Origin of the sequence: Nocardia farcinica (assembly GCF_029867845.1) — a bacterium.
Lineage (GTDB): Bacteria > Actinomycetota > Actinomycetes > Mycobacteriales > Mycobacteriaceae > Nocardia > Nocardia farcinica_A.
The window spans coordinates 1-4,854 of the sequence record NZ_JARWRU010001194.1 but is presented as its reverse complement, the minus strand read 5'-3'; the positions used below and the strand labels follow the sequence as shown (position 1 = coordinate 4,854).

The 4,854-nt window shown below is 72.0% G+C and carries 5 protein-coding genes; 2 read left to right on the top strand and 3 right to left on the bottom strand.

What is annotated here, in order from left to right; genetic code table 11:
• Positions 1-849 (top strand): endonuclease/exonuclease/phosphatase family protein (locus QH283_RS26605; RefSeq protein WP_280505677.1); only part of this gene is annotated, 849 nt, incomplete at its 5' end.
• A 32-nt stretch (positions 850-881) separates the two neighbouring features.
• Here QH283_RS26605 and QH283_RS26600 read toward each other — a convergent pair.
• Genes QH283_RS26600 through QH283_RS26590 form a run of 3 tightly spaced genes read right to left on the bottom strand, consistent with a single transcriptional unit; the run spans position 882 to position 3,592 of the window.
• Entirely contained in the window at positions 882-1,343 is a 462-nt protein-coding gene (locus QH283_RS26600) for a 6,7-dimethyl-8-ribityllumazine synthase (RefSeq protein WP_280505676.1), read from the bottom strand.
• 9 nt (positions 1,344-1,352) lie between these two features.
• Positions 1,353-2,192, bottom strand: a complete 840-nt coding sequence (locus QH283_RS26595; RefSeq protein WP_280505675.1) for an alpha/beta hydrolase — start codon at positions 2,190-2,192, stop codon at positions 1,353-1,355.
• Positions 2,189-3,592, bottom strand: a complete 1,404-nt coding sequence (locus tag QH283_RS26590; protein WP_280505674.1) for a M20/M25/M40 family metallo-hydrolase — start codon at positions 3,590-3,592, stop codon at positions 2,189-2,191. Before QH283_RS26590 ends, QH283_RS26595 begins: the two co-directional genes overlap by 4 nt.
• 954 nt (positions 3,593-4,546) lie before the next feature.
• Between QH283_RS26590 and QH283_RS26585 the strand changes: the two genes are divergently transcribed.
• Entirely contained in the window at positions 4,547-4,729 is a 183-nt protein-coding gene (locus tag QH283_RS26585) for an HNH endonuclease (protein WP_280505678.1), read from the top strand.
• The last annotated feature ends 125 nt before the right edge of the window (positions 4,730-4,854 follow it).

Below are 4,854 nucleotides of genomic sequence, written 5' to 3'. Positions count from 1 at the left end.
TGGCGGTCGGAGATCCTGTCTCTCGCCGCCTCGGGGGCGTCCTATCTCATGCTCGCCGCGGTGGTGGCGCTGCTGCTGTTCCTGATCGCGCGCGGCTGGCGCAGCGCCGTGGTGGCCGCTGTCGTGACGGTCGCGGTGGCCTGGACTCAGTTGCCGATCTTCGTGCCCGACGGCCACGCCGCCGGTGGCACGGAAATCCGCGTCATGCAATCGAATCTGCTCTTCGGCGAGGCCGACGTGATCGCGGTGGCCCAGCACGTCGATGCCCGTCGCGTCGACGTGCTCACCGTGCAGGAACTGACCGAGGAGATCGAGCCCCGGCTGACGGCAGCGCTGGCCGCCGAACTGCCCTATCACTATCTCGAGCCCAGGTACGGGGGCGGCGGCACCGGCATCTACAGTCGCTACCCGTTGCGCGACACCGTGCGGTTCGACGGCTTCGAGCTGAACAACCTGGCCGCCGTCATGGAGCACCCGCAGCGGGGCCCGATCACGATCTACGATTTCCACCCGGTGCCGCCGACGGCGAACTTCCCGGTGTGGAGCGCCGAGATGCGCCGGGTCCGGGAGATCCTCGACGCGCAGACCGGGCCTGCCGTGGTCGGCGCCGACTTCAACGCCACCCGCGATCACGCCCTGTTCCGCGACCTGCTGGCCGGACGATGGGACTCCGCCGCCGAACTGGCGGGCGCGGGTCCGATGCCGACCTGGCCGAACGATCGACCCTGGGGGCCGGTCATCGGCATCGACCACGTGCTGGTCGCCGACGGCGGGGCCGGGCACGCGGAGAGCGTCGACATCCCCGGCTCCGACCATCGCGCGGTCTTCGCCGTGCTGCACCTGGCCTGACCAGGCCTCCGCCGGCGACGGGGGGCGGTGGATCAGGCGGTGGGCAGCGTGCTCAGGGAAGCGAGCGTGCCCGCCACCGCCCGCGCCGCCTCCGCGCCCTTCTTCACGAAGTGCTCGGTGAAGTAGTCCACGTGCTCGCTGTGCTCGTGGAAGTGGTGCGGGGTGAGCACCACCGAGAACACCGGGACGTCGGTGTCCAGCTGCACCCGCATCAACCCGTCCACCACCGCGCCCGCCACGAAATCGTGCCGGTAGATGCCGCCGTCGACGACCAGGGCCGCGCCGACGATCGCCGCGTAGCGACCGGTGCGGGCCAGGCGCTGGGCGTGCAGCGGGATCTCGAAGGCGCCGGGCACCTCGAACACGTCGACGCGCTCGGTGTCGAAGCCCAACCGGCCCGCTTCGGCGGTGAAACCCTCCAACGCCTTGCCGACGATGCCGCTGTGCCAGGACGCGCGGACGAACGCGATCGAGGCGTCGGATGTGGAAGCCATGCGGGCAGCTTACTGGGCGGGCAGATGCGTCTGGAGCCAGCGCTGCACGTCGGCCAGCACGGTGTCGCGTTCGGGCTCGTTGAAGACCTCGTGGTAGAGGCCGTCGTAGCGGATCACGGTGAGATCCTTCGCGCCCGCGCCACGCTCTAGCATGTCCGAGCTCGACGGCGCGGCCAGGGCGTCGGCGGTGCCGTGCAGCACCAGCGTCGGCACGGTGAGCGCGGCCAGCCTGCCCTTCACCGTCTCGGTGGTGGCCAGGATCTCCGCGCCCGTGCGGGCCGGGAGCTTGCCGCGGAACACCAGCGGATCGTTGTCGTAGGCGGCCACCACGGCCGGGTCGCGGCTGATGGTCGAGGAGTCGAGCTGCAGCACGCCCAGGTTCGGGGTGAGCTTGCTCAGCACCGGCGCGAACACCCGCTGCAACGGGTTGCCCACCGGGATGTCCAGCGGCGGCGCCGACAGCACGAGCCCGGCCACCTCGATCGGCGCGCGGGTCGCCAGGTACAGCACGATCAGGCTGCCCATCGAGTGGCCTAGCAGGAAGACCGGCGCGCCGGGGTGCTGCTGCTCGGCGATCGAGCGCAGCTGCTCGACATTGTCGGCCGCGCCGTCGACGGAGTCGAGGTTGGCCCGGTGCCCGCCGGAGCGGCCGTGCCCGATGTGGTCCAGCGCGTACACCGCGTACCCGGTGCCCGCCAGCGCCTCGCCCACGTGGGCGTAGCGGCCCGAGTGCTCGGCGACGCCGTGCACGAGCACGACCACCGCGCGCGCCGACCCATCGGGAAGCCAGGCGCGCCAGAAGATCCGGCCGCCCCTGCCCTCGAACGCGTCTTCCTTCGTCCGGCTCACCGCAGTTCCTCTCCGATCGGACCGGCCGCGAGCTCCTGGATCAGCCGCCGGTCGAACTCGATGAGGCGAGCGTAGTTCAGTCGCGAGATCCGCTCATCGGTTCCGTGGATGGTGGCCAGGTCGGCCTCGGTCAGCACCACCGGCGCGAAGTTGCAGCGCGTGCGCGCGAGGCCGTCGTAGTGCCGGGAATCCGTCGCGCCGGGCACCAGGCCGCTGGTGGCCGCCACGCCGGGCACCACCTCGCGCGCCAGCCGCGCCACCAGCTCGAAGGCCGGACCGGGCGCCGCCGCCCGCGAGGGCTCCGAGGCCATGCCGACCAGCTCGACGCTCACCCCGGGATCGCCGATCACCCGACGGCAGTGCTCGAGCACCCCGTCCACCGAATCCCCTGGCAGGATGCGGAAGTTGATCATCGCCTCGGCGTGCTGGGGCAGCACATTGGCCTTCACCCCGCCGCGGATCACGGTGGGCGCGGTGGTGGTGCGCACCAGCGCCTCGGTCTGCGGCCGCCCCGCCATCACCCGCGCCGCCAGCGGAGCCGCCGCCCCCGCGAAGCGCAGCAGCGCTCGCCGCGCCGGCGGCATCACCGCCCGCAACCGGGCCAGCATGTCGGCGGTGACCGGGGGCACCCGCAGCGGCATCGGCCGGTCCTGCACCCGCGCCACCGCCCGCGCCAGCCGCCCCACCGCGGTCTGCCTGCCCGGCATCGAGGAATGCCCGCCCACCTCACGCACCGACAGCCGCACGGTGGCATAACCCTTCTCGCCCACCATGATCGAGGCCACCGGCACATCCACTCCGTCGGCCACGCCCTGGGTGATCACCCCGCCCTCGTCGAGCAGCAGATCGGCCAGCACCCCCGCCGCCCGCAGGTGCTCGGCCATCCGCACCGCCCCCGCGTCCCCGAACACCTCCTCGTCGTGACCGAACGCCAGGTAGATCGTGTGCCTGGGGCGGATGCCCGCCGTCAGCGCGGCCTCAACGGCCTCCAGCAGCGCGACCATCCTGCTCTTGTCGTCGATCGCCCCGCGCCCCCAGACGAACTCCTCGTCCACCACGCCCGCGAACGGCGGATGCGTCCACCCCTCGCCCGCCGCGGGCACCACGTCCTGATGGGCGAGCAGGATCGCCGACACCCGCTCCGGCTCCACCCCCGGCCAGCGATAGAGCCTGCTGTGGCCGAAGGTCAGCAGTTCCAGTTCGGCGTGCACCCGCGGAAAGGAGGCCTCGAGGTGCTCGGCCAGCCGGACGAACTCCGCCTCGGCTCCGTCGACGGCATCCTCGGGCACACCGTCTTCACCCGCTGAGACGGTCGCGCACCGCAGCGCCGCCGCCAGCCGCTCGGCCACCACGTCGTCGACCGCCTCGAGCACCCGTGCGCCCGTCGTCTCCGCTGTCATCTCCACATCCCGTCCGATCGCCCAGTCGACTCGTTCATACCGCACCGAGCTGCGGGCCGGGGAGGTTCGGGCGGCCGCGCGCGCAGGAGACCGACGCGGCCGCGCGAGCATCGCCGATCAGGCCGGGCAGTGGACCGGGTGGCTCCACCGGGTGCCGCTGCGCCCGTTACGCGCACCGGCACCGAACCGGCCGCGCGTGTCCGCCGTCCGCACGACAGAAAGCGCTGCGGCACAGAAAGCGCTGCGTCACAGAAAGCGCTGCGTCACAGAAAGCGCCGCGGCACAGAAAGCGCTGCGGCACAGAAAGCGCCGCGGCACAGCGTGATTCGGCTCGGTCGGCGGTGTGCCGTCAGTCCCGCGGCAGCCCGACGGCGAACCCGAGTGCGATGACGACACAACTCACGAGGGCCAGAACTCCGATGCTCCACATCCTTCCAACGCTATGAGCCACAAGCGAACTCGCTCAACGGATCGCGCACATCGGCCAGGGCGGCCGCGCGTCACCGGAGCTCCCGGACCGGATCGGAGTTCCGCGCCGGACCTGCCGCGGTCACCCGCTGAACAGGCGAGGAAGCCGTCCCGCGGGGACCGTGGTCGCGCGGGCCGTACGCGGCGCCGACCCCGCGACGCGTAAACGACCCTCGACGCGGCTGCCGATCCCGGTCCGGCTACCCGACCCCGATCACTCCGGGATTCCGATGGCGAAGCCGACCGTGATGGTCAGGCAGCTGACGAGGGCGACGACGGCGATGATCCACATGAGCCGAACACTACGAGCTGTAGTAGAAGTGGATCAATCGAAATCGGCCACAAATGACCAGGTCGGGGACAAAAAGAGAACCTGGTCCCACCGTAGGACGGCCTGCGAGATCCCCGACCCGATGACCGGAGTCCCTTTCCCGTCGCGTCGCCGAACGCCTCGTCCTCGCGCCCGGCCAAGGCGACACCCGCGCCATCCCGCAACACGTCCGCGCCGAGGTCTTCCAACGCGACGGCGGCAAGTGCGGCCAGTGCGGCGCCGCGAACTATCTGGAGTTCGACCACATCATCCCGCTCAGCCGCGGCGGCGCCACCAGCGTCAACAACCTCCAATCGCTCTGCCGCCAGTGCAACCTCGAAAAGGGCGCCCGCCTGTAGCGCCGATACGAACGAGTCCGGGCCCCCCCCCCACGCCGGGTGCGGGGGGGGGGGGGCGCGGGGTGTGCCGCGCGGGCGGGCGGGGGGAGGGGGCGGCCGGCCGCCCCCGCCCCGGCCCGCGGGGG